The organism is uncultured Devosia sp., from assembly GCF_964244875.1.
Classification (GTDB): domain Bacteria; phylum Pseudomonadota; class Alphaproteobacteria; order Rhizobiales; family Devosiaceae; genus Devosia.
On the sequence record NZ_CAXTKA010000008.1, the window covers coordinates 119,798 to 145,479 of the forward strand.

29 protein-coding genes are annotated in these 25,682 nt (G+C 61.4%); 12 read left to right on the plus strand and 17 right to left on the minus strand.

What is annotated here, in order from left to right; translation table 11 throughout:
* Positions 1 to 23: 23 nt before the first annotated feature.
* Positions 24 to 428, plus strand: coding sequence for a GFA family protein (locus ACFE8X_RS11290; RefSeq protein WP_375451570.1), 405 nt, complete (start codon positions 24 to 26; stop codon positions 426 to 428).
* Positions 429 to 669: 241 nt separating this feature from the next.
* Here ACFE8X_RS11290 and ACFE8X_RS11295 read toward each other — a convergent pair whose 3' ends face one another.
* From ACFE8X_RS11295 to petA, 5 genes are all read right to left on the minus strand, one after another.
* Positions 670 to 1,218, minus strand: a complete 549-nt coding sequence (locus ACFE8X_RS11295; protein ID WP_375451571.1) for an adenine phosphoribosyltransferase — start codon at positions 1,216 to 1,218, stop codon at positions 670 to 672.
* Between the two features lie 22 nt (positions 1,219 to 1,240).
* Complete coding sequence (locus ACFE8X_RS11300; protein ID WP_375451572.1) at positions 1,241 to 1,435, minus strand: hypothetical protein; 195 nt, start codon at positions 1,433 to 1,435, stop codon at positions 1,241 to 1,243.
* 148 nt (positions 1,436 to 1,583) lie between these two features.
* Positions 1,584 to 2,429, minus strand: coding sequence for a cytochrome c1 (locus tag ACFE8X_RS11305; protein ID WP_375451573.1), 846 nt, complete (start codon positions 2,427 to 2,429; stop codon positions 1,584 to 1,586).
* Between the two features lie 17 nt (positions 2,430 to 2,446).
* Positions 2,447 to 3,697: a cytochrome bc complex cytochrome b subunit gene (locus ACFE8X_RS11310; RefSeq protein WP_375451574.1), complete on the minus strand. Its 1,251-nt coding sequence runs from the start codon at positions 3,695 to 3,697 to the stop codon at positions 2,447 to 2,449.
* 9 nt (positions 3,698 to 3,706) lie between these two features.
* A complete protein-coding gene (petA, locus tag ACFE8X_RS11315) occupies positions 3,707 to 4,231 on the minus strand; it encodes a ubiquinol-cytochrome c reductase iron-sulfur subunit (protein WP_375451575.1) in 525 nt (174 codons plus the stop codon).
* A gap of 251 nt (positions 4,232 to 4,482) precedes the next feature.
* Here petA and ACFE8X_RS11320 point away from each other — a divergent pair, with 251 nt between their 5' ends.
* The 4 genes from ACFE8X_RS11320 to ACFE8X_RS11335 are packed head-to-tail and all read left to right on the plus strand — an operon-like array spanning position 4,483 to position 7,249.
* Complete coding sequence (locus ACFE8X_RS11320) at positions 4,483 to 4,953, plus strand: tRNA (cytidine(34)-2'-O)-methyltransferase (protein WP_375451576.1); 471 nt, start codon at positions 4,483 to 4,485, stop codon at positions 4,951 to 4,953.
* Positions 4,950 to 5,822 (plus strand): oxygen-dependent coproporphyrinogen oxidase, encoded by an 873-nt coding sequence (gene hemF, locus ACFE8X_RS11325; RefSeq protein ID WP_375451577.1) that lies wholly within the window; start codon positions 4,950 to 4,952, stop codon positions 5,820 to 5,822. Before ACFE8X_RS11320 ends, hemF begins: the two co-directional genes overlap by 4 nt.
* Before the next feature lie 3 nt (positions 5,823 to 5,825).
* Complete coding sequence (locus tag ACFE8X_RS11330) at positions 5,826 to 7,004, plus strand: AAA family ATPase (RefSeq protein WP_375451578.1); 1,179 nt, start codon at positions 5,826 to 5,828, stop codon at positions 7,002 to 7,004.
* A gap of 53 nt (positions 7,005 to 7,057) precedes the next feature.
* Positions 7,058 to 7,249 (plus strand): DUF1059 domain-containing protein, encoded by a 192-nt coding sequence (locus ACFE8X_RS11335; RefSeq protein WP_375451579.1) that lies wholly within the window; start codon positions 7,058 to 7,060, stop codon positions 7,247 to 7,249.
* On the opposite strand, the gene ACFE8X_RS11340 is transcribed toward ACFE8X_RS11335, so the two are convergent.
* From ACFE8X_RS11340 to ACFE8X_RS11350, 3 genes are all read right to left on the minus strand, one after another.
* Complete coding sequence (locus tag ACFE8X_RS11340) at positions 7,250 to 8,446, minus strand: CCA tRNA nucleotidyltransferase (protein ID WP_375451580.1); 1,197 nt, start codon at positions 8,444 to 8,446, stop codon at positions 7,250 to 7,252.
* Positions 8,443 to 9,069 carry a CoA pyrophosphatase gene (locus ACFE8X_RS11345; RefSeq protein ID WP_375451581.1) on the minus strand — a complete coding sequence of 209 codons (627 nt, stop codon included), beginning with the start codon at positions 9,067 to 9,069 and terminating at the stop codon, positions 8,443 to 8,445. The genes ACFE8X_RS11340 and ACFE8X_RS11345 overlap by 4 nt, the downstream gene beginning before the upstream one ends.
* A gap of 102 nt (positions 9,070 to 9,171) precedes the next feature.
* Positions 9,172 to 9,723 (minus strand): GNAT family N-acetyltransferase, encoded by a 552-nt coding sequence (locus ACFE8X_RS11350; protein WP_375451582.1) that lies wholly within the window; start codon positions 9,721 to 9,723, stop codon positions 9,172 to 9,174.
* A gap of 344 nt (positions 9,724 to 10,067) precedes the next feature.
* On the opposite strand from ACFE8X_RS11350, the gene ACFE8X_RS11355 reads away from it, so the two are divergent.
* Positions 10,068 to 11,027, plus strand: a complete 960-nt coding sequence (locus ACFE8X_RS11355; protein WP_375451583.1) for a glutathione S-transferase family protein — start codon at positions 10,068 to 10,070, stop codon at positions 11,025 to 11,027.
* A gap of 9 nt (positions 11,028 to 11,036) precedes the next feature.
* On the opposite strand, the gene ACFE8X_RS11360 is transcribed toward ACFE8X_RS11355, so the two are convergent.
* A complete protein-coding gene (locus tag ACFE8X_RS11360; protein ID WP_375451584.1) occupies positions 11,037 to 11,504 on the minus strand; it encodes an NUDIX domain-containing protein in 468 nt (155 codons plus the stop codon).
* 116 nt (positions 11,505 to 11,620) lie between these two features.
* Here ACFE8X_RS11360 and ACFE8X_RS11365 point away from each other — a divergent pair, with 116 nt between their 5' ends.
* The 4 genes from ACFE8X_RS11365 (at position 11,621) to ACFE8X_RS11380 (ending at position 15,545) form a co-directional block, all read left to right on the plus strand.
* Complete coding sequence (locus ACFE8X_RS11365) at positions 11,621 to 12,511, plus strand: metallophosphoesterase family protein (protein ID WP_375451585.1); 891 nt, start codon at positions 11,621 to 11,623, stop codon at positions 12,509 to 12,511.
* Positions 12,512 to 12,599: 88 nt separating this feature from the next.
* Positions 12,600 to 13,925 (plus strand): hypothetical protein, encoded by a 1,326-nt coding sequence (locus ACFE8X_RS11370; RefSeq protein WP_375451586.1) that lies wholly within the window; start codon positions 12,600 to 12,602, stop codon positions 13,923 to 13,925.
* Positions 13,915 to 15,216 (plus strand): UDP-N-acetylmuramoyl-L-alanine--D-glutamate ligase, encoded by a 1,302-nt coding sequence (murD, locus tag ACFE8X_RS11375; protein ID WP_375451587.1) that lies wholly within the window; start codon positions 13,915 to 13,917, stop codon positions 15,214 to 15,216. The genes ACFE8X_RS11370 and murD overlap by 11 nt, the downstream gene beginning before the upstream one ends.
* Positions 15,213 to 15,545 carry a DMT family transporter gene (locus tag ACFE8X_RS11380; protein WP_375451588.1) on the plus strand — a complete coding sequence of 111 codons (333 nt, stop codon included), beginning with the start codon at positions 15,213 to 15,215 and terminating at the stop codon, positions 15,543 to 15,545. Before murD ends, ACFE8X_RS11380 begins: the two co-directional genes overlap by 4 nt.
* Here ACFE8X_RS11380 and ACFE8X_RS11385 read toward each other — a convergent pair.
* A complete protein-coding gene (locus ACFE8X_RS11385) occupies positions 15,542 to 17,149 on the minus strand; it encodes a hypothetical protein (protein WP_375451589.1) in 1,608 nt (535 codons plus the stop codon). The genes ACFE8X_RS11380 and ACFE8X_RS11385 overlap by 4 nt on opposite strands.
* 375 nt (positions 17,150 to 17,524) lie before the next feature.
* Here ACFE8X_RS11385 and ACFE8X_RS11390 point away from each other — a divergent pair, with 375 nt between their 5' ends.
* Complete coding sequence (locus ACFE8X_RS11390) at positions 17,525 to 17,971, plus strand: hypothetical protein (RefSeq protein ID WP_375451590.1); 447 nt, start codon at positions 17,525 to 17,527, stop codon at positions 17,969 to 17,971.
* A 151-nt stretch (positions 17,972 to 18,122) separates the two neighbouring features.
* Here the strand turns inward: ACFE8X_RS11390 and ACFE8X_RS11395 are convergent, their stop codons facing one another.
* From ACFE8X_RS11395 to ACFE8X_RS11415, 5 genes are all read right to left on the minus strand, one after another.
* Positions 18,123 to 18,908 carry an SDR family NAD(P)-dependent oxidoreductase gene (locus ACFE8X_RS11395; protein WP_375451591.1) on the minus strand — a complete coding sequence of 262 codons (786 nt, stop codon included), beginning with the start codon at positions 18,906 to 18,908 and terminating at the stop codon, positions 18,123 to 18,125.
* Entirely contained in the window at positions 18,909 to 19,955 is a 1,047-nt protein-coding gene (locus ACFE8X_RS11400) for an NAD(P)-dependent alcohol dehydrogenase (RefSeq protein ID WP_375451592.1), read from the minus strand.
* A gap of 39 nt (positions 19,956 to 19,994) precedes the next feature.
* On the minus strand, positions 19,995 to 20,810 hold the full coding sequence (locus ACFE8X_RS11405) for an ATP-binding cassette domain-containing protein (RefSeq protein WP_375451593.1): 816 nt from the start codon (positions 20,808 to 20,810) through the stop codon (positions 19,995 to 19,997).
* Positions 20,807 to 21,883, minus strand: coding sequence for an ABC transporter permease (locus ACFE8X_RS11410; RefSeq protein ID WP_375451594.1), 1,077 nt, complete (start codon positions 21,881 to 21,883; stop codon positions 20,807 to 20,809). The genes ACFE8X_RS11405 and ACFE8X_RS11410 overlap by 4 nt, the downstream gene beginning before the upstream one ends.
* Before the next feature lie 72 nt (positions 21,884 to 21,955).
* A complete protein-coding gene (locus ACFE8X_RS11415) occupies positions 21,956 to 22,978 on the minus strand; it encodes a sugar ABC transporter substrate-binding protein (RefSeq protein WP_375451624.1) in 1,023 nt (340 codons plus the stop codon).
* A 299-nt stretch (positions 22,979 to 23,277) separates the two neighbouring features.
* Between ACFE8X_RS11415 and ACFE8X_RS11420 the strand changes: the two genes are divergently transcribed.
* Positions 23,278 to 24,498 carry an ROK family protein gene (locus tag ACFE8X_RS11420; protein WP_375451595.1) on the plus strand — a complete coding sequence of 407 codons (1,221 nt, stop codon included), beginning with the start codon at positions 23,278 to 23,280 and terminating at the stop codon, positions 24,496 to 24,498.
* On the opposite strand, the gene ACFE8X_RS11425 is transcribed toward ACFE8X_RS11420, so the two are convergent.
* Together ACFE8X_RS11425 and ACFE8X_RS11430 are read right to left on the minus strand one after the other, a co-directional pair.
* On the minus strand, positions 24,495 to 25,493 hold the full coding sequence (locus tag ACFE8X_RS11425) for a DNA topoisomerase IB (protein WP_375451596.1): 999 nt from the start codon (positions 25,491 to 25,493) through the stop codon (positions 24,495 to 24,497). The two genes, ACFE8X_RS11420 and ACFE8X_RS11425, sit on opposite strands and share 4 nt — an antisense overlap.
* A 6-nt stretch (positions 25,494 to 25,499) precedes the next feature.
* Positions 25,500 to 25,658 (minus strand): hypothetical protein, encoded by a 159-nt coding sequence (locus ACFE8X_RS11430; RefSeq protein ID WP_375451597.1) that lies wholly within the window; start codon positions 25,656 to 25,658, stop codon positions 25,500 to 25,502.
* Positions 25,659 to 25,682 lie beyond the last annotated feature (24 nt).

Here is a 25,682-nt window from a genome sequence, read left to right on the forward strand (position 1 = left end):
CGGCATCAATGAGGAGACCTGCCATGACCCTGACCGCCACCTGCCATTGCGGCGCCACCAAGATCGAGCTGCCCCATGCTCCCGTCCGGGCTGGAGAATGCAATTGCACCTTTTGCAGCCGCACCGGCGCGGTCTGGGGTTATTACCAGCCGGGCGAGCTGACCATGCTGTCGGACGCCGAAGGTAAATTCTATTCCGCCAGCGGCAATGGCAACGAACACCACTTCTGTGCCAATTGCGGCATGCATACCTGGGGCGTTTCCCTCGACTGGGCCTCGCTTTACAACAATGACGGCACGCCCAAGGACCCCGGCAATCCCAGCGCCATCCCCACCAAACAGATTTTCGCCGTCAACCTCCGCCTGATCGACGATTTCGACTGGTCCAGCGTGACCGTCGAGCAGATGGACGGGCGGAACAGTTGGTAAGGTCTCGGATGTGCAGACCACACCTAATCTTTCCCTAGGCAGCTTTGGCGAAATATCACAGTCGACGCCTCCCCCTTCAGGGGGAGGATCAAGGTGGGGGTGGGCTAGCCCCGATATCCGGGCTCTCGAGCCCCCACCCAGCCTCCCCCTGTCACGGCGGGAGCCGTCCAGCCTCACTGGCCGGATCGCGCCAGAAGCCACATGCGATAGCCCCTCTCCCAAGAGCATGTCACGCGGTCCCCTAATGCCCCCCGAACGCAATCAGCGAATCGATCGCCACGCTCTGCGCCCGCAGCTTTTCCGCGCCGCCGAGGTCTGGCAGGTCGATCACGAAGGCAGCGTGACTGACCGAGGCCCCAGTGCGCCGCAACAGTCCGACTGCGGCAATCGCCGTACCGCCCGTCGCGATCAAATCATCGACCAGCAGCACGACATCGCCCTCACCCAGCACGTCGGCATGGATTTCGATCGTGTCGACGCCATATTCCAGCGCGTAGTTCTGCCCGATGGTTTCGCCGGGCAGCTTGCCCTTCTTGCGGATCGGCACGAAGCCGACGCCCATGGCGATCGCCACGCCGGCCCCAAAGATAAAGCCCCTTGCCTCGATCCCCGCAACATGGGTCACGCCCAGACCGCGATGCGCCGCCGCGATGCGCTCGATGCTCTCCTTGAAGCCCTGCGGATGCTCGATCAGCGTGGTGATGTCGCGGAATAATATCCCCTTCTTGGGATAGTCCGGTATCGTGCGCACAAGCGATTTCAAGTCGAGCGTGGAAGGGTCGAGCGCCATGGAAAGCCTGTGATGAAAAAACCTAGCGGATGCGGCGGCCGATCAGGTGGCGCGCAATGACGCCTGCGCCATAAGCCGCGTTGCGGGTGGCGGTGATGGCGGTTTCGCGTGCTTGCGGATTGTTGACCACCGCATTGACGCCGGCGCGAACCACCGGATGCCGGCTGGCCGTGATCGCCGCGCTGACCACGGTAACGGCGATGCGAATGGCTGACATGGCTGCTCCCCGGCGCTCGGTGATTTGCTAGGCGCCCATATTGCGGTGTTGCGCGACAATGGCAAGGGGTTGCAAGCCGCGTGATCACGACAAAGGGCCCGCAAGGGGCCCTTCGAATGTTTCACGCATTGGGCTGGAGCCGACAGTGCTAGTGCTCGATCCCCTGCCAGATCCGCCGCTTGGTGGCATAGAGCAGCCCCGCGAACAGCACCAGGAACAACAACACCACAAAGCCGGTTTCCTTGCGCGATACCAGGCCCGGTTCGGCCAGCCACATCATGTAGGAGGCGACGTCCTTGGAATATTGATCGATCGTCAACGGCACCGTCTCGCCGTTTTCACCCGGCTCGTAGGCCACGAGACCGTCCTGCAGCGGCGGTGCCATGCCGATCGAGTGGCCCGGGTAATAGTCGTTGTAATACTTGCCCTCGGGCAGTTCGAACCCTTCAGGAGCCTCTTCGTGATAGCCGTTCAACAAGGCGTGGATATAGTCCGGCCCACCTTCGGAATAGCCGGTGAAGTAATTGGCGATCCACCAGGGAAATGCGTCGGTTACGCCGCGCGCCTTGGCCAGCACAGAAAAGTCCGGCGGCACCGCGCCCCCGTTCGCATCACGTGCTTCCTGCTCGGAGGCGAAAGGCGACGGCCAGCGGTCGGCAGGCACGCCCTTGCGCGTACCGCCTTCGGCGGTCGGGTCGGCGATATCGTATTCGGCGGCCAGCGCCTTGACCTGGTCCTCGGAAAAGCGCGGCCCACCCTCCTCGGCCAGGGTCCGGAACGCGATCAGCCGGGCGCTGTGACAGTTCGAGCAGACTTCCCGAAACACCTGGAAGCCGCGCTGCAACTGGTTCTGGTCATAGGTGCCGAACAGGCCGCCAAAGCTCCAGCTCTGCTTGACGATTGGCGGCGTGTCGTGCCCTTCCTGGGCCAGCCCGGGCATGGCGAATGCAACGACGAGCGCGACGGCAGCCACGATAGTCTTGGTCTTGAACATCCCTTGAACTCCGCCCATCACGAGTGTGCTGCGCCCAGAACGCTCTCGGAGATGCTGGTCGGCAGCGGCCGGGGCGTCTCGATGCGAGAGAGAAGCGGCAGGATGATGAGGAAGTGAATGAAATAGTATGCCGTACACACCTTGGCGAGCACCACGTAGATGCCCTCTGCCGGCGCCGCGCCGAGATAGGTCAGCGCGATGAAGTTGATCAAGAACAGCCAGTAGAACCATTTGAACATCGGCCGGAACGTGCCCGAACGAACCTTGGACCGGTCCAGCCACGGCACGAAAAACAGGATGACGATGGAGCCACCGAAAAAGATCACGCCGCCAAGCTGGGAGTTGATGAACAGGATGTTGAAATCGATAGCGCGCAGAATCGCGTAGAACGGCAGGAAATACCATTCGGGCACGATATGGGCCGGCGTGACCTGGCTATTGGCCATCACATAATTGTCGGGATGCCCCAGGATGTCGGGCGCGAAAAACACGAACCAGGCAAAGGGAATGGCGAACAGCACGATGCCGAATAGGTCCTTCATCGTGTAATATGGATGGAAGGGAACCGTATCGCGGCTCGATTTCACATCGACGCCGATCGGGTTGTTATTGCCCGGCACATGCAGCGCCCAGATATGCAGCACAACCACTGCGGCGATCACGAATGGCAGCAGGTAATGCAGCGAGAAGAAGCGGTTCAGCGTTGGATTGCCCACCGAAAAACCACCGCGCAACAGTTCCAGGATCGGCGTGCCGACCACGGGGATGGCGCCGAAGATATTGGTGATCACGGTTGCGGCCCAAAAGCTCATCTGCCCCCAGGGCAGCACATAGCCCATGAATGCCGTCGCCATCATCAGCACGAAGATCAGCACGCCCAGGATCCACAGGATCTCGCGCGGCGCTTTGTAGGAGCCGAAATAAAGACCCCGGAAAATATGGATATACACCGCGGCAAAGAACATCGAGGCGCCCACCGAGTGGACCGCCTGGATGATGCGGCCGCCGTTGACGTCGCGCTTGATGTGCTCGACCGAGTCGAATGCCATGTCGACATTAGGCGTATAATGCATCGCCAGGATAATGCCGGTAACGATCTGCACCACCAGCATGATCGCCAGGATCGCGCCGAACGTCCACCAGTAGTTAAGGTTCTTGGGCGTCGGAAAGTCCATCAGGTGTTCTTTGGAGAACCTGATGATCGGCAACCGCTCATCGAGCCACTTCTCGATGCCGGTTCCGGGCGTGTAAGTCGAATGTTCTGACATCTATGCCCCTTAACCGATCTGGACCAGAGTATCGCTGATAAAATCATAAGGCGGCAGCACCAGATTCTTGGGCGCCGGCCCTTTGCGGATACGGCCCGCCGTATCGTAGACCGAGCCATGGCAGGGGCAGAACCAACCATTGTACTCCCCCGATTCGCCCACCGGCACGCAGCCCAGATGAGTGCAGTTCGCGATCATGATCAGCCACTGCTCATGGCCTTCCTTGGTCCGCTGCTCGTCAGTCTCGGGGTCCTTGAGATCGCTCAGCGGCGTTGCCTTGGCGTCCTCGATTTCCTTGGCCGTGCGGTGCCGCACGAAGACCGGCAGGCCGCGCCACAAAATGGTGACACCCTGGCCTTCCTCGATGCCCGACAGATCAAATTCGATAGAGGCCAGGGCCAGCGTCGAAGCATCCGGATTGAGCTGATTGATCAACGGCCAGACCGCAGCAGCCACCCCGACGCCACCCACTGCCCCGGTGGCGATAAAGATGAAGTCGCGCCGCGTCCCGTGATGTTCTGCTTGCGTAGCCAAGGTTACGATCCCCGTCCAATACCCATGAGACGCGCCGGCAGCCAGCAGACCCGCATGAACATACGCGGAATCAATCGCCATCCGCCCTCAAGCGGCCACGTCACTAAGGGTCTTTTTGCACTGTCACAGGCACTTGTCCAGAGCGCCCGGCAGTGACATGAGACAAGTGCGACACTATACCCATTTTCCCTTGCAGCAAGCGCGTCGGAGCCGGTTTCGCCGCGCCTGCGCCTCACCCGGAAGCAGTGCCGATGCCGGTCGATCTCGCCCTTTACCAGCCCGATATTGCCCACAACACCGGCACGCTGATCCGTCTCGGCGCCTGCCTCGGCGTCGCCATTCACATCATCCATCCCACCGGCTTCGTGTTTTCCGCCAAGTCGCTGCGCCGCGCCGGACTCGATTACCTGGATCAGGCCAGCGTGGTCGAGCATACCGGCTTTGCCGCCTTCGACGCGTGGCGCCATGCCACCGGCCGCCGGCTGGTCCTGCTCACCACCAAGGCCACGCAGTCCGCCTATGCGGCCGATTACCGCGCCGACGATATCTTGCTGGTCGGCCGCGAAAGCGCCGGCGTTCCGGAGGCGGTAGCCGAAATCTGCGACATGCGGGTGCGCATTCCCATGCGGTCCGGCCTGCGCTCGATCAACGTGGCGCTTGCAGCCACCTTGATTGTAGGCGAAGCCAAGCGCCAGACCGACGGATTTGCGAAACTGACATGACTCTGCCCCCCGATATCGACGGGAAAAAACACGCTGCCCAGAACTGGTTCCGCGCCCTGCGCGACCGGCTTTGCCGGGCCTTCGAAGCCATCGAGGCCACCGTGCAGGGACCCAATGCCGATCTGGCCCCCGGCGCCTTCCTGCGCACGCCTTGGGAGCGCGACGGCGGCGGTGGCGGCGAAATGTCGATGCTCCATGGCCGCGTCTTCGAAAAAACCGGCGTTCACATCTCGACCGTTCACGGCGAGTTCTCCGCCGAATTTGCCCGGCAGATGCCGGGCACCGAAGCCGGTGCACAATTTTGGAGTTCTGGCATTTCGGTAATCGTGCATCCCTGGAACCCGCACGTTCCGGCGGTGCACATGAACACGCGCATGATCGTCACCGGCAAGCAATGGTTCGGTGGCGGCGCCGACCTGACCCCGGTGCTGGACCGGCGCCGCACCCAGGACGATCCCGATACCATGGATTTTCATGCCGCTTTGCGTCGGGCTTGCGTCGACCGCCCCGGCGTCGACTACCAGCACTACAAGGACTGGTGCGACCAATACTTTTTCCTGCCACACCGCAACGAGCCGCGCGGCACCGGCGGCATTTTCTATGATCATCACAATTCAGGCGATTGGGCGTCCGACTTCGACTTCACCAAGGCCGTTGGCGAAGCCTTCCTCTCGATCTATCCGAAAATCGTCCGCCGCAACTTCGAAACCCCCTGGAGCGAGGCCGACCGGCACGAACAACTGGTCCGCCGCGGCCGCTACGTCGAATTCAATCTGCTCTACGACCGGGGTACCACCTTCGGCCTCAAGACCGGCGGAAACGTCAATTCCATCCTCTCCTCCCTGCCGCCCCAAGTGCGCTGGCCCTGAACCATGAGTTTGTCTTCGGTCGAAATCATCGGCTTCCGTTCCGTCCGCAAGATCAGGTTTCCGCTGCGCCGGCTGACCGTACTGGTGGGCGGCAATGGCGTCGGCAAGACCAATCTTTATCGTTCGCTCGAACTGCTTCAAGCCGCGGCACGCGGCAGCTTGGCCGATGAAATCGCCCGCGACGGCGGCCTCGGCTCGATCTTCTGGGCCGGGGGCAAAAACCTCTCCGCCGATGGCTCCTTCGACGAGCGCTACCGCACAGACGGTTATTGGCGGGGAGAGGCACACCGCCTGCAATTGGAAGCCAGCTTCGAAGGCGTTGGCGATACCGAATTCAGCCCCACCTACCGCATTGAACTGGGCTTTCCGCCCAGGGAGGCGAGCGCCGCCTTTGCCTTGGAAGCCCAGATCAAGGCCGAAGCGGTCACGATCTCGGCGCGCGGCAAGCCTGTCGTCTTGATGGAGCGCAAGGCGAACGCAGTCTGGGCGCGCAACGGCGGTGGCCAGCGGGAATTGGTCGATGACGGGCTTCTTGCCAGCGAGACGGCCCTCGCAAATTTGCGCAGCGGCCGGTCGGAGCTTGGCATTCTGCGCGATACTCTGGCCAATTGGCGCTTCTATCACGGCTTTCGCACCGATGCTGACTCCCCGCTCCGCCGGCCGTCGCACGCCATAACCTCCCCGTTACTGGCGTCGAACGGCAGTAATCTTGGCGCAGTCTTTGCAACGCTCCGCCATATTCGCCAGGAAACTGTCGACCTGGATCGTGCCATAGCCGACGCTTTTCCGGGCGCTGAACTTGTAGTGCCACCACCAGGCGACAATGCCAGTTTTGCAATGCAGTTTCCCGAAATGCCAAAGCGCGCCTTTGCCGCTCATGAACTCTCCGACGGGACGCTGCAATTTCTGGCTTTGATGGGCGCGCTGCTGTCCTATCGCCTGCCGCCGTTCATCGCGCTGAACGAACCTGAAGCCAGTTTGCACCCCGATCTGCTTGCCGTGCTGGCGCGCATTATTGTCAAAGCCGCCGAGCGCACGCAAATCTGGGTTGTTACCCATGCTCGCGAGCTGGCGGACGCCATAGCCGCAGAAAGCGGCGTCATCGCCCGCGAAGTTGTACGCACCGACGAGGGCACCTGGCTCGAAGGCCTCAACCACCTCGGCCTGTTCACCGACGACTGACGGAACTCTCTCCGACAAGCAGCGTTTTGCTGTCGCAACCCAAGGAGGACGCAATGAAACGCTTTGAATCCGGTACGTTGATCCCCGGGTCGACCTGGCATACCGAGGCAGACAACGAAGCCGAAGTGGTGCGTCGCGCCGTCGAAAATCTGCGTAACTTGCATGGCGAAACGGAAATTCGGCCCGACATGATTGAGCGCATCAAGCAGCGCATCGTCGATACCGACGCGCCTGCCAGGCCCTAATCAGGCGCCCGCGAGATCCAGCAGGTCTTGTCGATCGAGGGTGAACCCACTCTCGATCCACCGACATTCCAACCGCTGCAGGACCAGGCCGATATCGGGCCCCGGTCGCATGCCGAATTCGATCAGGTCATTGCCGCCGATAGGAAAGCGTGGCGGGCTGACGGCATCGATCTGTTCCTGCACCGCCGATTTGCCCGCCTCACCCCATCCGGCTTCCACGGCAGCGATATCGACCGCCACCGGCATCAAAGCACCGAACCGGTAAACCGCCTCGTTGACGGAAAAGGCGCGCAGCAGCGCGCTGGCTTTGAGGACCGATAGGGCCGCATCGATATCGGCATTGGCCAGGCGCCACCGCTGCCTGACGGCGTCGGCAGACTGGCGCGTGAGCACCAGCGCAAGCCGCCCTTCAAACCACGGTCGGCCCGCCTGCCGTTCATAGCTCTTGAGGGCCATCAACAGGTCTTCGTCCATCGCTTCGAGCCCGATCCGCGTCATGGCGCGCAGGGTGCTGGCGATCTGGGGCAGCGACAGCATGCGCACCATCTCGGCGCCCACCCGCTCCGCCGACAGGTGAGCAAGCCTATCCACCGCCTGCGCGCACGCCGCCAACCCGGCCGGATCGAAAATCTCCCTCCCGTGACTGGCAGAAAACCGGAAGAACCGGAAAACCCGCAACCCATCTTCGGCAATCCGCCGCGCCGGGTCGCCGATGAATCGAACCCGGCCGGCCAGGCAATCGTCCAGCCCCTCAAGCGGATCGAACAGCGCGCCCGACGCACTGGCGTACAGCGCATTGAGGGTAAAATCGCGCCGTTGCGCATCCTCGAGCCAGTCGGTGCCGAACGCCACCTGCGCATGGCGTCCGTCGGTGACGATATCACGGCGCAGCGTCGTCACCTCGGCCACCGTGTCGCCCAGCCGCAGCGTGACCGTGCCGTGCTCGATGCCCGTCGGATAGGCGGCAATGCCGGCGGCACCGGCGCGCCGCACCACCGCGTCAGGCAGCAACTCCGTGGCAAAATCCACGTCGGGATTATCGCGATGCCGATCGAGTAAGGTATCGCGAACCACGCCACCCACGGCTCGCGTCCGCCCCGACGTGCCATCGAGGATCGAAAAGATCGCCTGCGTCTCGGTCCGCTTGAACCATTCGGCATCTCGCAGCCGGGCTTCGGCCGAGGCAAGCGCACTCATGCCGCGTCCTCGGCCATGGCCAGGTCGCAGAACTGCCGCGTCAGATTGGCCGTGATGCCCCAGATGGTGTGGCCGTCATGATCGATCTGCCACGTACGATGCTCGTGATTACCGCGGTGGATGCGAAACTGGCCGTAACTCTGCGCATCCAGGATACGCGCCAGCGGCACCTCGAAAATCGAGTGGACCTCGCCGGGATTGGGCACGAACGGCCGTGCCGTCACCACCAGTGCGACCACGGGCGTGATCAGGTAATTGCTGCCGGTGAAATAGCTCGGCATGAACCCCATTATGCGGGCATCTGCCCGCTGCAGGCCCACTTCCTCATTGGCTTCGCGCAGTGCCGCCTCCCCGGCATCGCGATCGTCCGGATCGATCTTGCCGCCCGGAAAGGCCACCTGCCCCGAATGCGAGCGCAGGTCGGGCGATCGTTCGGTGTAGAGCACGGTATGGCCCTCGGGCCGCTCGACCAGCGCGATCAGCACCGCCGCCGGAACCGGCAGGCGCTCGAACGGTTTGGCAGGCGTCCAATCGGGCACGAGCCTGCTAGCCTCGACGGGCAGCGGCGGCTTGCGGAGCAGGCGCGAGGCAATGCGAGCAATAACAGCGTCGTTAAAGGACACGGCGCACCCAAATGGCGTTCTCAAGCGCGCAGCCTAGGGCAGGATCGCGCGCCCTGCATCCTTTTTGCGTCTGTCGGGCAAGCGAACGTGTTCTTTTGCCGTTCAACTCTGTTTGAAAGCGGCAATCGTCCCGTGCAGTGACGTCGCCAGGGTCTTGTCCTCAGCATACAGCAAGACGCGGGTCACATCGACCGGGCCCGGGAACTGGATGGCACCAGGCGTGGTGATCTCCCACCCCAGGGGGCAATAATAGTCCTGGTCACCGACCAGCAATACGAACTGGCCTTCCCCGCGCGCCAGGGCCAGCCGCGTAACTTCCCTAGCCAGAAGCTTGCCGGCGCCCCGCTTGCGGAAATTGGGATGCGTCGCCAGCGGGCCCAGCAAATAGCCGTTAAGCCCGCTGATGCTGATTGGCGTCATCCAGACTGACCCGCAAGGCTCGCCGTCGACTTCGGCGATCAGGCTCAGGCTGGTATCGATCGGAAACCGTTCACGCACCCGAAAAGCCGTGCGGGCAAACCGGCCGGGGCCAAAGGCAATGGCCTGCAATTCATCGATGAATGCGTCGTCGGCCGCCGTGGAGAGGCGAACACTCAACAGGCCGACGGCAGGGACGGGGAGGGCCACAGCCGAAGGCAGGGGAACGAAGCTCATGGGACTGATCCAGGATAAGGATGCAAAGGACAAATCGGCAGCTCCTAGAGCGCCGTTCAAGGACCCATCAGGGTCGTCGTGTCACCAGCAAAACCTTTACCATCCTGGGCGCCTCCACGCCTGATTTCCGCATTAGCACCATGGTGACCCCACGTAAACAAAAACGTCCGCATCGGCAAAAGTTTTTGTCCTCCCCTATTGCCCATGCGCCATACTGACAACACTGCGTTACCCTGGAGTGACATTATCAACGAGCCTGAACAGCTTTATCGGTGAGACAACGCCAACCATGCGGTCGGGTTGTCCAGACGCGCGCCGGCCCGCAACCCGAAAGATGCACGATTATGGGACAGTTGATCGACGGAAACTGGTCGACCCAGTGGTACGACACGAAAAAGACCGGCGGCAAATTCGTGCGCAGCCAGTCGGGCTACCGCAACTGGATAACTGGTGACGGTAGCGCCGGCCCGTCCGGCGAAGGCGGCTTTCCTGCCGAAGCCGGCCGCTATCACCTCTATGTCTCGCTGGCCTGCCCCTGGGCCCACCGCACCTTGATCTTCCGCAAGCTCAAGAACCTGGAACCTTTGATTTCCGTATCGGTCGTGTCGCCGAAAATGCCAGACGAAACCGGCTGGACCTTCAACACGGATGAAGGCTCCACCGGCGACGCGCTGTTCGGCAAGGACGCGCTCTGGCAAATCTATGCCCAGGCCGATCCACACTACACCGGCCGAGTGACCGTGCCGGTGCTTTGGGACAAGCAGCGCAATACCATCGTCAGCAACGAAAGCTCCGAAATCATCCGCATGTTCAATTCGGCCTTCAACGAATTGACCGGAAACACCGACGATTATTATCCCCAGGACCTGCGCGGGACCATCGATCCCATCAATGCCCGCATCTATGACGACATCAATAACGGCGTCTATAAAGCCGGCTTTGCTACCAGCCAGTCCGCTTACGATGAGGCTGTCGGCACGCTGTTTCAAAGCCTGGACTGGGTCGAGGAACTGCTGGGCGAAACCGCCTACCTGACCGGAGACAGCATAACCGAAGCAGACTGGCGGCTCTTCACCACTCTGGTCCGATTCGACGCGGTCTATGTCGGCCACTTCAAATGCAATCGGCGCCGGATCGCCGACTACGAGAATATCTCGCACTATCTCAAGGCGCTCTACGAAGTGCCCGGCATCAAAGGCACGGTCGATCTCGACCATATCCGCACGCATTATTACTGGAGCCACATTACCATCAACCCGAGCCGTATCATCCCCGTTGGGCCGGAACTGCCGTTCCTGACCTGAATATTGGTTCTAGTAGCCCCAGACATCCCGGAGTGGCGTACCATCGAAAACTTCGTCCACGCGCTGGGATGTAGCCGGGGTGACATCGTCCGGTAGAGCCGCCTTGTCGAACCATGACACCTCTGCAATCTCGAAGTTGGGGCGGAATTTTACCTTCTGCTCGAACTGTCGCCCAACATAGAAGGCCACATGGTCGCGATTGGTGGCGATGCGATTGTGATAGATGCCGAACAAGTCCACCGCCCCGGTCAGGGCATAGCCGCTTTCCTCCAGCACTTCGCGTCGCGCCGCCGCTTCTACCGTCTCGCCCGGTCCGACCCCGCCACCCGGAAACTGCCAGCCCGGCACATAAGTGTGCTTGATCAAGAGAATTTTATTGCCGTCGATCAGCATGACCCGCGCGCCCAGGGTCATGCGTTGGCTGAAGCCCTTGATGTTGAGGAATGCTGCCGCCCGCAGCTTCTGCCAGCCATTCATTCGCATTGTCGGCTCCCGCTTTGTCCCACCGGTAGCAGAGGTTTGATGCCCGCAAAATTGGTACGATGGCGAATTGCCCATTTTCTTGCGCCCGGGCTTCTGGCATTACGCCCCTGATGATTACCCTTGCCCACATTTCCGACATCCACTTGTCCCCCTTGCCAGCTGTCGCGTTCCGCGATCTGTTGGGCAAACGGCTCACCGGTTACCTCAACTGGAAAATGCGGCGGCACGATGCGCTCAACAGCGAGACTCTGGGCAGCCTCGTCGCGCATATGCAGCACCAATCTCCTGATTTTATTGCCGTCACGGGCGATCTGACCAATCTGGCGCTGGACCCGGAAATCGCCCGCGCCGGCGAATGGCTCAAGGCATTGGGCAGCAGCGACACCATCTGCGTGGCTCCCGGTAATCACGATGCCTATGTGCAGGGTGCCCTGGAAACCGCGCAGCGGCTTTGGGGCCCCTATATGCGGGGCGAAAAGCTGGAGGGCGCTGATTTCCCATTTGTGCGGCGCCTTGGCGATCTGGCCGTGGTGTCCTGCTCCAGCGCGGTGCCGACCCGGCCATTTCTGGCCGTTGGCCGTTTCGAGCAGGATCAAGCCGAGCGCCTGGCGCGCATGCTGACGGCCCTGGGCGAAGCCAGCATGTTTCGCGTCGTGCTGATCCACCATCCGCCCAATGCCGAACTGCAGCATCCATCATTCGGGCTCAAGGGCCACAAGCTGTTCCGCAAGGTCATCGCCGAGCACGGTGCCGAATTGATCCTGCACGGCCACACCCATCGCTCCTCGATCCATTCCGTGCCTGGACTGAACCATGAAGTGCCGGTGGTCGGCGTAGCCGCCGCCAGCGCCGCCAAGGGCGGTACGCTGGATGACCCCGCCCGCTACAACCTGTTCCGCATCGAACGGTCCGGCAAGGACTGGACCTGCACCATGCGCGAGTTCGGCTTTCAAAGGCTCGGCAACGACATCGTCATGCGGATGCAGATGCGCATTTCCTGACCCACCGCGCCCTCCCATTGCCCGCGGAATACCTATATAGAGGGGGCGCCGCCTCGGCGCGCCCGTCCAATCAAGGCAGTAACCCGGCTTGAACGCACAATTCCTGATCGAGCGGCCTCAATTCGATGCCGAGACCGGCACTGCCCGTTTCGCCTATGGGCTGCAGGACAAGCACTTCGTTGAAGTCTTGCAGTTTCCTCCTCCCGCAGCTTCAGCGGCCGAAACCGCTGCATTCCGCAAGTTGCTGGACCTGACCGCCATTGTCCTGGGTGTGAGCTATTTTAAACTGCTGGCGCCACTTGAAATTTGTGCACCCAACCTGACCCTGACCGACGCCGAACGTGCCTTTGTGATCGACGTGTACGAGAACGGCCTGGGCGAGTTCTATGCCCGCAACAACCTCCTCCGCTTTGGCCGCCTCAGCGTTTCTGCGCCGCACGACACCACCACAAACCCGGCTTTGGCGTTGCCGGATCGCGCCTTGCTGCCGATCGGAGGCGGCAAAGATTCCCTGGTCAGCGTCGATCTTTTGAGCCATGTCGGCATCGCGTTTACCCCCTTCGCCGTCAATCCCAAGGGTCCGATCCTGACCTCTGTCGATAGGATCGGTACGCAGCCACTCTATGTCACCCGCACGCTCGACCAGGAGATGATCCGGCTGAGCCGGGAGCCGGGCTATTACAATGGCCACGTGCCCTCCACGGCCATCAATTCGATGATCGCCGCGCTTTGCGCCGTACTGTTCGGTTATGATCGCATCGTTTTGTCGAACGAGCGCTCGGCGAGCGAAGGTAATATCGTGTTCGACGGGCGCGAGACCAATCATCAATATTCCAAGTCGTTGGACTTTGAACGGTTGCTCGCTGACGTGCTGGCTGGCGCCACCGGCGGCGCCTTGCAATACTTTTCGTTGCTGCGTCCCTATTCCGAAGCCCGTATTGCTTCGTTCTTCACTCGCGAGACCAAGTTCGATCACGTCTTTTCCAGCTGCAACCGCAATTTCCGCCTGGCTGGCCATGATGGCCCGCTCTGGTGCGGCCAATGCCCCAAATGCCACTTCGTTTTCCTGATCTTTGCTCCCTTCATGCACAAGGATCGCTTGCTGTCCATTTTCGGCCAGAACCTTTTGGACAAACTTGAAAACGAAGCTTCGTTCCGCGAACTCTCGGGCCTGGCCGGGCAAAAACCCTGGGAGTGCGTTGGCGAAATCCTCGAAGCCGCCGCCTGTCTGTATTCGCTCACCCGCCACGCCGACTGGCATCAGGACGCGGTGGTCAAGGCCCTCAAGGCGGACCTTTTTCGGCAGTATGGCGAGCCTGCCCTGCAGGCAGCGCTAGCCGATTGCCTGATCGATAGCCGCAACCACCACATTCCCCCCGATCTTGCCGCCAAGGTGGCCGCCTATGCGGTTTGAGGAGCCCGTCCTGCTTTACGGCTCCGGGCGCGAGGCCAAATCGACGCGTGATTTCCTCAAGGCGCGCCACCCCGAGTTGCCCGTCTTCGTCACCGTCGACACCGGCGAGCCCAACATCGAGGGTGCGCAGACCATTGCGCCAAACGACCTCAAGGCCGCGATCGCAGAACGCCGTTTCGGGGTGATCGTCAAAAGCCCGGGCGTATCGCGGTACAAGCCGATTTTCGCGCTGGCCCAGGACGCCGGTATTCCCGTTACCTCCAATCTCAATCTTTGGGCCGCCGCCTACCGGGACGGGCTGACCGTTATCGCCATCACCGGCACCAAGGGCAAATCGACCACCGCGACCCTTACCTGCCTGATGCTGACCCGGTCCGGCATCGACGCCGGACTGGCCGGCAATGTCGGCCTCGCGCCGCTGGAGATCGCCGCCAAGCACCGAACCGTAATTCTCGAGCTGTCGAGCTACCAGACTGCCGACATGAACTTCCTGCCCGACATTGCCGCGATCACCAATCTTTATCCCGAGCATGTGGATTGGCACGGCTCGGTCGAGCGCTATTTCGCCGACAAGCTGCATCTGATCGATCGCGACGGCGGCTTTGCCGTGGCCTTGGGCGCGGGGGCCAAGGGCAATGCGCTCGTGGCCCGCGCCGTGCGCGACCACCGGCGCCTGTTGCGGGACCTTACGCGCGAAGAAATGCAGGTCATCGACAAGGCCGTCCTCGGCTCCCGCCTCAAGGGCAGCCATAATCTCGACAACGCCCGCTTGGCTGCCACTATCGCCCTGGCAGCCGGCGCTACGCTGGATGGCATCGTCGCCGGTATCGCAGCCTTCGTTCCCCTGCCCCATCGCCTTGAAGAACATCGGCTGGGCAACGTCGTTTTCGTCAATGATTCCATCTCGACGACGCCCGAAGCCACCAAGGCGGCCCTGGCCGCATACAAGGGCACGCGATTGGCCCTGATCGCGGGCGGTCACGAGCGCGAGCAGGACTATGCCGAACTTGCCACGCTACTGTCCGGCTATGGCGTCACCATCCTGGTATGCCTGCCGGTGACCGGGGCACGATTGGCTGCGGCCACCCGCGAGGCAGCGCCTTCGATCGTTGTTATCGAGGCGCCCGATCTCGGACAGGCTATGCACACGCTACACCAGCAGCGGCAGTCCTTCGACACTGTCATCCTCTCGCCCGGTGCACCGTCCTACAATCAATTCAAGAATTTCGAGGAGCGCGGCCGAACGTTCGTCGCTCTGGCCGAAACCATCTTTATCGGGAAACAACTTTGATGGGCGCCGTGTTTTTGACCATTTCCATCGTCGGTGAGGTCATCGCCACCTCATTCCTGCGTGCTTCGCAGGGCTTTACCCAACCACTGCCGACTGCCGTCGTGGTCATTGGCTACGGCATTACCTTCTATTTTTTCTCCCTGGCCCTTCAGACCATTCCTGTCGGCGTCGCCTACGCGATCTGGTCGGGTGTCGGGATCGTGCTGGTTTCGATCATCGCATTCCTGGTATACCGGCAAAGTCTCGATGCCCCGGCCTTGATCGGCATGGGACTGATCCTGGCGGGCGTGCTCGTCATCAATTTGTTCTCACAATCGGCAATGCACTAAAATGGGCCATCCAGTGCCGCGCGGGGCGCGCCAGCCTCACTGAGCGCTTGTCCGATCTGGCTTAGCAAAGCCTCGTCGCCGATCCGCTGGCGCAGTCGCGGCAGGAGGCCGGAGGCTCGAAATGTCGCGATTTCCAACACTTGCGGCAGGTAACGGCTGACCACCCTGGCGCTCTTGGCGCGCCAGGCCGCCGTCACCGCCAGAACCGAACCCAGTTCGGGATCGGCAATGGAATAGGTCTGGGCGTTCGAGGTAGCTTTGGTCAGGTCACCATCGCGCAGGGCAACCAACGTCGGCACACCGTAGTACCAAGAGGGCGGCATGGGCGAGACCAGCGCCTGGTCCGACAGCGGCTCGGCCTGGGCCAGATTGCCCCGCAATGCCAGCAATCGCGCATAGGCCGCCAATGCGTCGGCATTGGCTGGATTGAGCTGAATGGACGAGGCGTAAGCGGCGCCCGCCGCATCGGTCTGGCCTTGCAACTCGAACCAGCGCGCGCGCTGTTCCCAAACCATGCCGCTAAGCGGCGCGAGTGCCGCCGCCCGCTCCAGATTGGCGCCCGCGACGCGGAGCCGGTCGTCGACCGCAACAAGCGGCGGGCCGCCGGGACCGTCCATGCCATCCGCCAGTAGGCTGGCCGACTCAGCCAGTGTCAGGGCCGCTTGCCTTTGGGTTTCGGGCAAGGCGGCAAAGCAGGCCGCGGCCCGGGTACCGCCGTCCAAGGTTTGCGTCTCTCGATAAAGATCGAACATGACATGGCACAAATACTCCGTTTCGCGACCCTCGAGTGAGGTCGTGCCAGCCAGCATCCGGCGCGCCGGCGCGTGCAGTGGACCGCGCGGGCTCCCAAGCACCAGGCTGAATGTTCGCGAAAGGTCATCGAGCTCTGACGCCAGGATTGCATCGGCTTCATCGACCGCGATCGTCCGGCTCCACACCACCGAGCCAGAACCTGTGTCCATCAGGATGGCGCTATATTGAACGGCATCCTCGGCGCGCCGGACAATACCGGTGAGCATGAAGTCACTACGGTTGTTGGCCGTGTCACCCGGCAAACCGCCGCTGCTATAGCGCGCATCGATGTCCTCGAACGCGTTCAGGTCGGTCACCAATTCCAACGCCAACCCGGCCACGACCGGCTTGCGACCAGACGCGCCGGTCAAATCCTGAAATTCAACGATCGTAATCCTTGGTCCTGTACTGATGCCGGCCTGAGCAAGCGGCGCTTCTCCTGGCCGCCAGTTGGATAATGCAAAGGCGCCCACCGCAACCCCGACCGTGATGGCGAGCAGGCTGAGCCAGGATATGGTAATCCCACCATGTGGTCGCGCACGCTGGTCCGTGGATGGCTGAACCACGACACTCGGGACGTCGTCAGCTTCGGCTTGGACCCGCCTGAATGTTGGAACATAGCGGCCGACCGGCAGGCTGATGCGAACAGCTTCGGCATCCCCGGTTGTGGCGTAATATTGCTCCAAAAGGCTACGCAAGCGCCGAGCCTGCACCCGCACGATTGGATCGGCTTGGGGATCGAAATTCCCGGTCCGTCCGAAGACGTCGACGGCGATCGCATAGGCCTTGATCGCCTGTTCATCACCGTCCAAGGTCCGGCGAACGATGTAATCCAGAAACCGACCTAGTTGAGGCGAGCGCACCATTTCAGGCCAGCTTAGGACGCGGTCCAACGCAGTAAGGACGTCTTGACGGTCGGGCGCCGCGGCAGACACACAAAGCTCCCGCTGATACTCACGCGTTACATGTAAAACGCTTACGGGTTACCCGCAAGTAACCTGCATGCGCCTATCGGGCAGACCAAAACTCCATCATAGGGCAGGCGTCGTGTTGCGCGGCGCAGGTATTGGTGGCCAGGCCCCGCTGGTATCCCTTCAATTCTATTCCGTCCGGCACCTTTGCTTCACGCAGGGTGATTTTGGTCTTTGTCATCCAGCTTCGGCGGCTGCGATGGCAACAGGATGTCAATGCATTCGACTGTGGAAAACACACCCTATCTGGCCTTGGTCGATGACGATGCCCATTCGGCGCGCATGCTGACACGCGTGCTGCTGGCCCATGGCTCGCCTCGCGTCGAGCTGTTCGGCGAGAGTGACGTGGCGATGGAACAACTGATGCGCCAACTGGCCGGCCCAGTCCGAATCTGTCCCACGCTGGTGCTGGTTGATCTCAAGAGCCATAGCGACGCCAATCTGGAATTCGTCACCGCGCTTTCGCCAATGGCGACCACGCTCGCCATTCCAATAGCAGTGATGGCACAACAGGCGGATCGGCACATCGCGGATGCCCTGCATCACGCCGGCGCCGCCGCCGTTTTCCTCCGCCATGCTGATCTTCCCGCCTACCGGCGCGAAGCGGCCAATATTGTCAGTTTCTGGGCGCGCTCGCAGCGCCTGGACACAGTTGGCATGTAGTTCCTGCGTCCACAGGCTACATGCCTCGGTGGAGAGTGGTGCTGCAAGCCCGGGTTCAACCTGGCCGTGCATTCCCAAGCATCCTCTCCGCCACCTTTTTCCCTGACTGGTTTCTGGCCACAGGTGCTTTGGCGCGATGATGGAACCGTACTCAAACCGTCTTCAGCCAGCCGCCATCGACAAAATAGGTGCTGCCGGTTGAGTAGCTGGCCTTGTCGGAGCAGAGAAACACAAAGAAACTTGCCAGCTCTGCCGGCGAACCGAACCGCTTCATCCCACCGGCTTCGTCGGCAACCCCCTGCAAATGAGCCTCGTAGCCATCTTCACCAGCGATCTGCTTGGCGGTCTTGACCCAATCGGGCGTCAGGATCAGGCCGGGATTGATCGTGTTGACACGGATATTGTCACCGACGACCTCATTGGCCAGCGTCTTGGAAAACATCATCAGTGCGGCTTTGGTGGTATTGTAGATCGGCTCATACCAGAGCGGTTGTACCGCACAGATCGATGCATTGTGAAGGATCGCGCCACCGCCACGCTGCTGCATCATCGGCACTACGCCGCGCGCCAACCGTACGGCAGCCATCACGTGCAGGTCCCAATAATATTGCCATTTGGCATCGTCAGCATTCTGGATGGTCTCGTTGGAGCCAGTGCCCGCATTGTTGATCAGGATATCGGCGCCGCCAAACGCCTTTTTCGTACCCGCTATGACCGCCTCGCACCCTGCGGCCGTCGCCACATCGGCAGAAATCGCCGTGGCAATGATGCCGAATGCGTTGGCCACGCGCGCCGCCTCATCTTCGGCTCGGCTCTTGTCACGCCCGATCAGAACGAGGTTGACTCCCTCAGCGGCCAGTCCTTCGGTAACTGCCAGCCCGATACCCACTGTTCCCCCGGTGATGACTGCCACCTTATCGCGCAAACCCAAGTCCATCTACTGTGCCACCCTGATCTGCAACTTCACATCGCTCGGTCGTGCCTCGACGGCCCGATCGAAGGCCTTCACCGAATCCTCGAACGCGAAAGTTTCCGAGATCAACGGCTCTAGGTCGACCCGGCCCGAGGCGAACAGGGCGATCGCCCGATCATACTGATGGGCGTAGCGGAACACGTTTTCGATCCGGATTTCCTTGGTGGACGCGCCGGCGATATCAACGGCGACGGGTTCCACAGGCAGCCCGACCACGACGATCGTGCCACCCGGCCGAGGCAGATCCATGATCGTCTTCCAGGCATGCGGCGAGCCCGAACATTCGAACACGACGTCGGCGCCCCACCCTTCCGTCAGGCGCCCAACCTCCTCGACGATGCTCTTGTCACGGATATTGACCGGGATGATGCCTTGGTACCGGGCCGCGATATCCAGCTTGGGCTGCGCCAGATCGGCAATGATCACCCGCGCGCAGCCACCTGCCAGCGCTGCGAGGGCTACCATGGTGCCGATCGGTCCAGCACCCAGCACCACGGCCGTGTCGCCGGGCGCAATTCTGGCCTTGGCTGCCGCCTGCATGCCCACCGCGAACGGCTCGACCATCGCCCCTTCGGCAAAACTGACATTATCGGGTAGCTTGAAGGTGAAATTGGCCGGATGCACCACTTCCGAGGTCAGCACGCCATGAACGGGCGGCGTCGCCCAGAAGCGCACCGCCGGGTCGACATTGTACATGCCCAGCCGCGATGCGCGCGAGTTGGGATCGGGAACGCCAGGCTCCATGCAGACCCGATCGCCAACAGCGAGATGGGCTACGCCGCCCCCCACCTCGACAATCGTTCCGGCGGCCTCATGCCCCAACACCATGGGCGCATCGACCACGAACGGGCCGATCTTGCCATGCGTATAATAATGCACGTCCGACCCGCAAACGCCGACGGTGTGGATAGCAATCTTGACCATCCCGGGCCCGACCTCCATCGGCAGATCGATATCGCGCAGGCTCAACTGGTGCTGGCGTTCAAGAACAAGGGCACGCACTTTCGTCATTGGATTTTCCTGGGCATGGACAGGACGGGGCGTAACGCGTCAACCCGCCGGTGGGGGCATGGCGCCGGTCATGATCGCGACGGCGTCCGACATGGAATAGTCCTTGGGATTGATCACCGCAATGCGCCTGCCCAAACGATGGATGTGAATTCTGTCAGCAACTTCGAACACATGCGGCATGTTGTGCGAGATCAGCACGATCGGCAAGCCACGGCGCTTGACGTCCAGCATCAGTTCCAGCACGCGGCGGCTCTCCTTGACGCCCAGCGCTGCGGTAGGCTCGTCCATGATGACGACACGGGAGCCGAATGCGGCGGCACGCGCCACCGCCACCCCCTGGCGTTGTCCCCCCGACAGCGTTTCCACCGACTGATTGATGTTCTGGATGGTCATGAGGCCGAGTTCGCTCAGCTTTTCGCGCGCCCGCTTGTTCATGCCGGCGCGGTCGAGCAGCCGAAACACCGTGCCCAATGGCCCCGGTTTGCGCATCTCGCGTCCCAAAAACAGATTGTCGGCGATTGACAAGGCCGGCGACAATGCCAGGTTTTGGTACACTGTCTCGATGCCCGCAAGCCGCGCTTCCATCGGAGACTTGAATTGCACAGGTGATCCGTCGAGCTTGATTACGCCAGCGTCGGGCGTCACGGCGCCGCACAGTGCCTTGATCAGCGTCGACTTGCCCGCGCCATTGTCCCCGATTACCGCGAGGATTTCGCCTGGCATCAAATCGAAGTCAGCATTGTCGAGGGCAACCACCTTGCCATACCGCTTCTGCAGCCCACGCCCCGACAGGATCGGCTCAAGCCCGGCAGCCGGCATGGCCTCTGGCTGAAAAACGCTCGATTGCTGGCTCATGCTGAAATCTTCCTGATCCACTGATCGATCGTGACCGCCAGGATAATAAGCGCACCAACGGCAAATTCCTGCCACAGCACGTCGACACCCGCGAGCGCCAGCCCGTTGCGAAACATGCCCACGATCAAGGCGCCCAAGAGCGTGCCGACGATGGAGCCGCGCCCGCCGAACAGTGATGTGCCGCCGATCACTACGGCGGTGATGGAGTCAAGATTAGCCGTCTGGCTGCCGAGCGGCGATACCGCACCCACACGTCCGATCAGCACCCAACTGGCGATGGCACAGATGAACCCGGCCAGCGTGTAAACGCCGATCAACGTCATTCTGGTGTTGATACCGGCCAGCCGCGCCGCTTCCGGATCGTCGCCGGTGGCATAGATATGGCGACCGAACGCCGTTCGATTGAGAATGTACCAGACGCTTGCAGCGATCAGGATCATCATCATAGACCCCGCCGTAAGCACCGCACCGCCCCCGACTGGCACGCGCGCGCCCATCCACTGCAGCATTGGAGCAATCGAGGCGATATCCTGGCTGCGGATGGTTTCGGACTGCGAAATGAAGATGACCATGGCGCCGTAAATCGACCAGGTGCCCAGCGTCACGATGAACGGCGGCAACTTCACCAGCGCCACAAGGATGCCGTTGATGAACCCGCAGAGGATGCCGGTGCCAATACCGAGCGCGAAGCTGGCTTCCACGGGCACACCCGCAACCACCGACAATCGGCCCATCACGATCGAGGACAGGATCATGATGGCCCCGACCGACAGATCGATACCAGCCGTCAGGATGATCAGCGTCTGGGCGATGCCCAGCACGCCGATAATGGTCACCTGCTGCAGCACCAGCGATAAATTGAACGGCGCGAAGAATTTCGAACCGGCCGCCACCGAAAAAATCGCGATGCCGACGATCAGGACAATGAACGGGATCGCTGTCGGGTAAGCGTGGAGGAAGGCTTGCAAGCGGCGGATCGCACTGGGTGCATCCTCGTCGAAACTTGCGACACCTTGATGTGCCCCAGCCAAGCCCTTTTCGGCAATGGACGTGCCTGTCGCATCATCGCTCACGACTCAATCTCCTCGCTGCCACGATGGTAAACGCGCGGGACGCCCGGGGCGTCCCGCGACATCAAGAGGCGATCAGCCCCAGCAGAGCTCGGTGCCCTTGGCCGTATCAATTGATTCAACACCATCGACCGGCTTGTCGGTAACCAGTTGCGCGCCGGTATCAAAGAAATCCAAGCCCTCGGTCACGGCCGGCTTTTCGCCGGTTTCAGCGAATTTCTTGATCGCTTCCATCGCCAACGAGGCCATCAACAACGGATATTGCTGGCTGGTCGCACCGATCACGCCATCCTTGACGTTGGCGACGCCCGGGCATCCACCATCGACGGCGACGATCAGCACCGAACCATCGTCTTTGCCGGCGGCCTTCAAGGCCTCGAAACCACCAGCGGCGGCCGGCTCGTTGATTGCGTAAACAACGTTTACGTCCGGGCACTTCTGCAACAGGGTTTCCATCGCGGTGCGACCTCCGTCTTCGGCGCCGCCTGTCACTTCATGCCCGCAAATGCGCGCATCGTCCTCGTCCCCGTATTTATTGGCGTCTTTCACGTCGATGCCAAAGCCTTCCATAAAGCCTTGGTCGCGCAAATAATCGACTGTCGGCTGGTTGACCGCGAGATCAAGAAACGCGATTTTGGCGTTGGCCGCCGCATCGCCCAGTGTGCCCTTGGCCCAGGCGCCGATCAAATGGCCGGCCTTGCGGTTATCGGTGGCAAAAGTCGCGTCGGCCGCATCGATAGGATCAAGCGGCGTATCCAGCACGATCACCAGCAGCCCGGCGTCGCGGGCTTGCTGGATGGTCGGCACGATGGCGCTGGAATCCGAAGGCACGATGGCAAAGCCCTTGGCACCCGATGCGATCAGGTTTTCGATTGCCGCGATCTGGCTGTCATTGTCACCATCGAACTTGCCGGCAAAAGTGCGCAATTCGATGCCGATTTCGTCGGCCTTGGCCTGTGCCCCTTCTCGCATTTTGACGAAAAACGGATTGCCTTCCGTCTTGGTAATCAACCCGACGATAGGCTTGTCCTGCGCGAACGCCGCGCTGCCTGCAACCAAACCGAGCATCACGGCACCAGCGGCCGCGACTCTGAACATTCTATGCATGATCTCTCCTCCGAGGTTCCTCTCGCGATCGCCCGCAGTTGATCTGCAAGGTGCGTTCGCGCTTACGGCAGCCTTGGTGACCACGTCATCCCACCCACCGTGAACCCATCATCAGCAAATCGGCCCACGCCTGTCAATAAGTTAATCCAGTGGATTTATTAATTGACAGCGTCAAAGCGAAGGTTCGATTTATGCAGTCACGCATGATTGCTTGAACGCATCGGTTGCAAAAAAGCGCGATCTAACGCCAATGGCGAACAGGTAAAGGCCTGATGCGAAAGGAGGAGCCGGTGTCGCCTGCCCGAGCCGAAATTCGCCAGAAGCGCTCGGACGGTTTGAGCCGCGGCACGAACCAGAGCGGCGTGCGCCTCTACAATGAACGCCTGGTGCTTTCGTTGATCCGCCGGCACGGCAATTTGCCCAAGGCCGATATTGCGCGCATGACCGGTCTTTCGCCGCAAACCATTTCCATCATCACCAATCAGCTCGAGGCGGACGGCTTGCTACGGCGCGGCCACGCCCAACGGGGTCGGGTGGGCCAGCCTTCGGTGCCCTATTCGTTGAACCCTGACGGCGCTTTTGCCTTCGGCCTCAAGATCGGGCGGCGCAGCGTCGACCTTTACCTCATCAACTTCGTGGGCGAGGTGAAGTGCAAACTGCATCAGACCTACCCCTACCCAACGCCTGAAGGCGTCCGCGAATTCGCCGTTCAAGGCTTGCTGCAATTGCAGCAAAGCCTATCCCCCGACGCAATCGCGCGCATCGCCGGGCTGGGCATTGCGGCACCCTACGAGATGTGGACCTGGGCGCAAGAGATCGGCGCGCCGCAAGCCGATATCGAGGCCTGGCGCGGTATCGACATTCGTGCCGACTTGGCGCGGCTGTGCCAATGGCCGGTGTATTTTTCCAACGACATAACCGCAGCCTGCGCCGCCGAACTGATGTTTGGCAACGGCGCTGACTACATCGATTATCTCTATGTTTTCATTGGTTCATTTATCGGCGGTGGATTGGTGCTCGATGGCCACCTGTTTCCCGGGCGCACCCGCAATGCCGGTGCATTGGGCTCCATGCCCGCTCACGCCGGCTCACCAGGCCAGTTGATGAATATCGCCTCCATCTATGTGCTGGAGCGCAAACTGATCGAACAGGGGCGCGAGGCTGACTTGCTGTGGCAATCACCCGACGATTGGGGACAAAATCTAGGGCCGGTGCTGCACGATTGGATCGAGGAGGTGGCCGAAAGCCTTGCGCTTGCCATTGTCGCCGCCATTGCCGTGATCGACGTGGAGACCGTCATCATCGATGGCGCTTTTCCCACCAGCGTACGCCAAGCGATTATTGGCCGCACGAGGATGGCCCTGCAGCGTGTCAACCAGCAGGGGTTGTCGCCCTTCGGTCTCGCAGAAGGCGCGTTGGGCAGCGGCGCACGGGCTATGGGCGGCGCGGCCATTCCATTGCTGGCTAACTTTACGCAGGACCGGGAAGTCCTGTTCAAGGAAAATGGCTAGCCCGCAGCGGCCAATACCGTCTGCAAACGCTGCTCGCGCTGGCGTAGCCCGGTCTTGCCCTGCCCGGCTGCCGCCCACAGATCTTGCAGTTTGCCCTCGTCGAAAAGTTTGAACAGGCATGGCGCGATATATGATTTCCGGCAGATCATGGGCGTGTTGCGCAGCACTTCAGACACCTCTCGGGTGACTTGCGCCATTTGCCGGCGCCTGGCTGAAATCGAGGTTCCGGTCTCCAATCGCGCCAAGGCTTCGCCCGCCATGGCGCTGGCATGTAGCGTCCGAAAATCCTTGGCCGAGATATCCACCCCTGCCAGCTCGCGTAGGTAGGCATTGATAGAACTGGTCTTGATCGGTCGCACCCGGCCTTCCGGTTCGCGATAAACCAACAGCCGCTTGCCGCTCAGCGTCTTGATCCGGTCCAAGGCGGCGGCCAGTTTCGCGTCGCTGATGCAATAATCCGCGCGTTTGCCGCCTTTGGCGTCGAACACCATGCACACCTTGTCGCCATCGACCTGCACGTCGCGCGAAAACAGCGTCCCCGCGCCGCGCGTACCGCTGGTTTCAAGATACTTTTCGCGCCCGACACGCATCGCGGTTCGGTCTATCAGGTCGACGGCGATCGCCAGGGCCAACACTTTAGACCCGGTCTCGGCACTTAAATCCGCCTGCACCTTGCGACGCAGTCGGGGCAACGCCGCCGTCAGCAGCGCCAAACGAGCCTGCTTCTTGCCATCACGGCGGGCCTCCCAATCGGCATGGTAGATATATTGCACACGACCGGCTTCGTCCGTGCCCAGCGCCTGGATATGTCCACGTGGATGGCTGGCGATATGCACGGTGTTCCACGCCGGCGGTATCCCCAGCGCTCGGATCCGTGCCTTGGCTACGGCATCCGCCAATAGGGCGCCGTTACCGTCGATATAGGAAAACCCCTTGCCCTTGCGCTGTCGCGAGATCGTCAGGTGTTCGCGTCCAACCTTGACCAACCTAGCCATGATCGCCTAGTTCGGATTCGGCTGCGTGCCGGTATAGATGGCATAGACAATGGCAAACAGCACGACGATGCCGATCAGCGAAAACACCAGGACCCGCAGGTTCATTGTACGCGGGCTGGCCTGTCGCACATCGGTCGTGTTCTTTTTTGGATCGTAGGTTTCCATACTGGGCTCCCGGCCTCTCGTGCC

What these genes read in the sequence shown, in the direction of transcription:
- ACFE8X_RS11290 (WP_375451570.1), top strand. Translation starts at nt 24, where the DNA reads ATGACCCTGACCGCCACCTGCCATTGCGGCGCCACCAAGATCGAGCTG.
- ACFE8X_RS11295 (WP_375451571.1), bottom strand. Translation starts at nt 1,218, where the DNA reads ATGGCGCTCGACCCTTCCACGCTCGACTTGAAATCGCTTGTGCGCACG.
- ACFE8X_RS11300 (WP_375451572.1), bottom strand. Translation starts at nt 1,435, where the DNA reads ATGTCAGCCATTCGCATCGCCGTTACCGTGGTCAGCGCGGCGATCACG.
- ACFE8X_RS11305 (WP_375451573.1), bottom strand. Translation starts at nt 2,429, where the DNA reads ATGTTCAAGACCAAGACTATCGTGGCTGCCGTCGCGCTCGTCGTTGCA.
- ACFE8X_RS11310 (WP_375451574.1), bottom strand. Translation starts at nt 3,697, where the DNA reads ATGTCAGAACATTCGACTTACACGCCCGGAACCGGCATCGAGAAGTGG.
- ACFE8X_RS11320 (WP_375451576.1), top strand. Translation starts at nt 4,483, where the DNA reads ATGCCGGTCGATCTCGCCCTTTACCAGCCCGATATTGCCCACAACACC.
- hemF (WP_375451577.1), top strand. Translation starts at nt 4,950, where the DNA reads ATGACTCTGCCCCCCGATATCGACGGGAAAAAACACGCTGCCCAGAAC.
- ACFE8X_RS11330 (WP_375451578.1), top strand. Translation starts at nt 5,826, where the DNA reads ATGAGTTTGTCTTCGGTCGAAATCATCGGCTTCCGTTCCGTCCGCAAG.
- ACFE8X_RS11335 (WP_375451579.1), top strand. Translation starts at nt 7,058, where the DNA reads ATGAAACGCTTTGAATCCGGTACGTTGATCCCCGGGTCGACCTGGCAT.
- ACFE8X_RS11340 (WP_375451580.1), bottom strand. Translation starts at nt 8,446, where the DNA reads ATGAGTGCGCTTGCCTCGGCCGAAGCCCGGCTGCGAGATGCCGAATGG.
- ACFE8X_RS11350 (WP_375451582.1), bottom strand. Translation starts at nt 9,723, where the DNA reads ATGAGCTTCGTTCCCCTGCCTTCGGCTGTGGCCCTCCCCGTCCCTGCC.
- ACFE8X_RS11355 (WP_375451583.1), top strand. Translation starts at nt 10,068, where the DNA reads ATGGGACAGTTGATCGACGGAAACTGGTCGACCCAGTGGTACGACACG.
- ACFE8X_RS11360 (WP_375451584.1), bottom strand. Translation starts at nt 11,504, where the DNA reads ATGAATGGCTGGCAGAAGCTGCGGGCGGCAGCATTCCTCAACATCAAG.
- ACFE8X_RS11365 (WP_375451585.1), top strand. Translation starts at nt 11,621, where the DNA reads ATGATTACCCTTGCCCACATTTCCGACATCCACTTGTCCCCCTTGCCA.
- murD (WP_375451587.1), top strand. Translation starts at nt 13,915, where the DNA reads ATGCGGTTTGAGGAGCCCGTCCTGCTTTACGGCTCCGGGCGCGAGGCC.
- ACFE8X_RS11390 (WP_375451590.1), top strand. Translation starts at nt 17,525, where the DNA reads ATGCATTCGACTGTGGAAAACACACCCTATCTGGCCTTGGTCGATGAC.
- ACFE8X_RS11395 (WP_375451591.1), bottom strand. Translation starts at nt 18,908, where the DNA reads ATGGACTTGGGTTTGCGCGATAAGGTGGCAGTCATCACCGGGGGAACA.
- ACFE8X_RS11400 (WP_375451592.1), bottom strand. Translation starts at nt 19,955, where the DNA reads ATGACGAAAGTGCGTGCCCTTGTTCTTGAACGCCAGCACCAGTTGAGC.
- ACFE8X_RS11405 (WP_375451593.1), bottom strand. Translation starts at nt 20,810, where the DNA reads ATGAGCCAGCAATCGAGCGTTTTTCAGCCAGAGGCCATGCCGGCTGCC.
- ACFE8X_RS11415 (WP_375451624.1), bottom strand. Translation starts at nt 22,978, where the DNA reads ATGTTCAGAGTCGCGGCCGCTGGTGCCGTGATGCTCGGTTTGGTTGCA.
- ACFE8X_RS11425 (WP_375451596.1), bottom strand. Translation starts at nt 25,493, where the DNA reads ATGGCTAGGTTGGTCAAGGTTGGACGCGAACACCTGACGATCTCGCGA.
- ACFE8X_RS11430 (WP_375451597.1), bottom strand. Translation starts at nt 25,658, where the DNA reads ATGGAAACCTACGATCCAAAAAAGAACACGACCGATGTGCGACAGGCC.